The organism is Oleiphilus sp. HI0080 (genome assembly GCF_001635135.1).
The window spans coordinates 1-3,072 of the sequence record NZ_LWFU01000454.1; the positions used below are offsets into that span (position 1 = coordinate 1).

General features: G+C 47.9%; 3 protein-coding genes. 1 reads left to right on the forward strand and 2 read right to left on the reverse strand.

Annotated elements, in window-relative coordinates; all coding sequences use genetic code 11:
* The coding region (locus A3751_RS09050; RefSeq protein WP_068454669.1) for a C4-dicarboxylate ABC transporter at window positions 1-1,396 on the reverse strand (1,396 nt) is incomplete at its 3' end.
* Window positions 1,397-1,618: 222 nt separating this feature from the next.
* Window positions 1,619-2,698 (reverse strand): hypothetical protein, encoded by a 1,080-nt coding sequence (locus A3751_RS09055; RefSeq protein ID WP_082863141.1) that lies wholly within the window; start codon window positions 2,696-2,698, stop codon window positions 1,619-1,621.
* Between the two features lie 261 nt (window positions 2,699-2,959).
* On the opposite strand from A3751_RS09055, the gene A3751_RS21790 reads away from it, so the two are divergent.
* Window positions 2,960-3,072 (forward strand): HU family DNA-binding protein (locus A3751_RS21790; RefSeq protein ID WP_197466251.1); only part of this gene is annotated, 113 nt, incomplete at its 3' end.

Genomic DNA, 3,072 nt, shown 5'->3' on the forward strand with positions numbered 1-3,072 from the left:
GAACCACTGCAACCATGCAAACAATGTATGGGATAAGAGGTCTGAACGCCGCAATCATTTGAGGAAACGCGTCTGCCGGAGAGGCAAGCTCAAAACGATTTTGACGATTCAGCGTTGTAGCAAACAGCGCAAACATAACCGCGCTAAGTAGGAAGACATAAATGCCCCAACCAAAGAGTTGGTCAGTTGTTACTTCGCGGTTCATAAATGCAATAACCACGACGAGCAAGCATGGTCGAAGAACAACACCCATCGAGCCTGACATAGCGGTTGCCGCAAGAGCTAGCTGTCTTCGAGTGCCTGCCGCTCGCAGCTCGTGATAGATCACTGCGCCAGCAGCAATAACGAAGATGCCCGAACCACCGGTATAGGCCGTTGGGATGGCTGCAAGAATGACAACAAATACGACCAATAGTTCTGGTGGTAGCTTCCATGGTTTGAATAGAGCTAGAACCAGCGAAGCAAATCGTGTTTGTTTCAGCATCATACCGATCCAAACATACAGGCCGACGTTCAGGAACATGTCTGAGAGATCTAGAAGCTTGTCGAGATAAATGCCGAGCGCTGCTGGGTTAGATTTGTTGCCCTCGCCCAGCCCTAAGAAGAAAAATAGCGCTGCGATGATCGTCATCGTTGCATAGAGTGGGACTGCCAGTAATGCCCTGCCTATATTCCCTCCAGGGGAAAGATTAGGGCCGGGTCGGAAAACATTGATGGCGCTCATTATTGTTAGAATGGCAAAGCCATATACCCATAGCTCGTGGATAAACACAGCTTCAGGTGTCATCTTAGAGCCATCGGAGTGTGCGAGTGTTCGAAACGCGACAGATGATGCCAATAGCAAGCCATTCGCAGCTAATTGGGAGACGCTCGCGACCTTATGATCGAGGCTCGACATCACTGGCCTCATCGCGATGTGGTGTCGGCTAAAGGTCGCTGTAGTAGCACAGAGAAGGATGAGTGCGATCAGAATAAACTTCTGAGACATTATCCCAAAAGCGATTACCTCTGACACAAAAAGCTCTACCGCACGGAATACCTCAAGAGACGGTGTAACCCGAGATTTTGTTTCCTCAAAGTTAGCATACTCTTTAACGCAATCAACTCGAGCATTCTCTATTGACTGACGAATCAGCTCTGGGTCTGCTGGCTCAGCATCAAAAAGACCGAAATCGTCTTCTTCTGAGCTCTCAGCTAGACGTGCTTGAACGGCCTCTTCGACATTTAGCTGAGGGTCACAAGTCGGTTGAACAGGATCAACACGAAGTTTGTAGTAGCCCTCCCAGTAATGTTCACCGATCCGTAGGATCTGATTGTGAATATCACTACTGGTACTAAAAATGACGACGAGCAAAAGCAGTATGCAAGCCGGGAGGGATGATAGCCACTCTGTCATAGAGCGACTTTTTATTGTATTGGAAACCACGAAATTCCTACTCCCTAGTTAGTTTTTTATTAAGGTAATTCGTTGTTATGGCGCAAAAAAAAGCCGATAGATTATATCGGCTCTTATGGTCTATTAACCAGTGGTGAATCGGTCTAATTCGTTCCAATTCAGGGTTATTACTTCCCGCTACGGCAATAATGGTGTGCGCTGGTTCACACTATGCGAGGTATTCTAAAAGAGGTCGTCTAGAGACACTTCTTCGATGTCGTCCGCTGCGTTCTCGTCCCAGAACGTGCCAAGACCCCCTAAAGGTGTTCTTTTACCGGTTGCCTCAGTCCACATTTTGTCTGAGAGGCGAGTCAACACTTCAGTCGCTGTTGCATCGAATAGACGGTATTGCTCATTAGGTGGGAACTCTGCCGTTTGTTCTGCGTGTCTCTTGAGAATTGCTCGAAGGCGCTCATCGTCTCCTTTGGAGTATGCGGCTACTGCGTGGAAAACGTGCGACAAGCGCACACGTGCTTTTTCGCCAATTAGGTCTGCTTGTTCCAACCGAGCCCAAGGGTCTTCTCCCTCAGGAGTCGCGCCGGGGAGAAGGCTCCAAACGGTTGCTTTAAGTGCCAAAGGAGCGCCAAACCATTTCTTGTTATCGAGACATCCGGCGGCACGTTCCGCTTGTGCTGCAATGTTTTTCGGAACACCAATGTAAGAACCTGACATGATGTCGTTATTCAGTGCAAGCAAACCGCCAGCGAGTCCTGCTAGCCAAACAATTTGATCGAAATCCTGAACGAGTTCTGGACATTCTACGCCACCATTCTCTAGTGGGCGGCCAATCTCTTTTCCATCGTTGAACTCAATTAGTTGCTCCCAAGCGACCAAGTAGCGTTTCGCGGCCTTGAGGTGATGGCGTTTTTGAGCAATGAGAGCATCTTCTGCAAAGTCTGGTTGTAGGGCCCGAATGTATCGAAGGTATTCAAGTTCTTTCTCTGAAGCTCTTGCTTCCTCGCAGCCGCCTGCACCTAGGTGCAGCAGAATTGCAAGCTCGTGGGGTTCTTCGGTAATTCGGCCTAGAGCCATAACCATAGAGGTAAGCGCTTCAGCTCCGGCGCAGCCAGCTTCGGTATCATCGGTAGTTAAAAGGTAGGGGACAATATGTGCCTCACCGAGCAGCGTGACGGTATCGCCGGTCGGTTTGATGAACGGCTTAACTAAAAATTGGTTTATCGCTTTACATCCACCAAAAAAAGTAGCGAGGCCAATACACAATACAAGCCAGCGCACTTTGCGCAGAGTCGAATTCAAATTCACGAAATGCTCCTGAAGTTACCCGACAGATTCCCTTGACGAGTGATACATCAAACTAGTTTTAGGGCAGCGATTATCCAATAACTAGCGCTGAATTTGTGAGATTCATGCCACAAACACCTGAAACGAAGGGTGTTTTGATGTCAAAAATTATAAATTCGTTGCTGTTGGTAAATTTTCATTGCGAACTTGAGCAAGTTCGCTATCTTAATGGACGTGCGCTGTTCTTTTAGCGTCGTAGCCGAATAATAAAGAGGGGATCCTATGAAGAAGCCTGAGTTAATTGCCGCAATTGCAGAAGAAACTGGTTTAACGAAAGATAAATCTGGAGAAGTTCTAAACGCTCTGCTTGATGAAATTACCAACGCAATGACGCG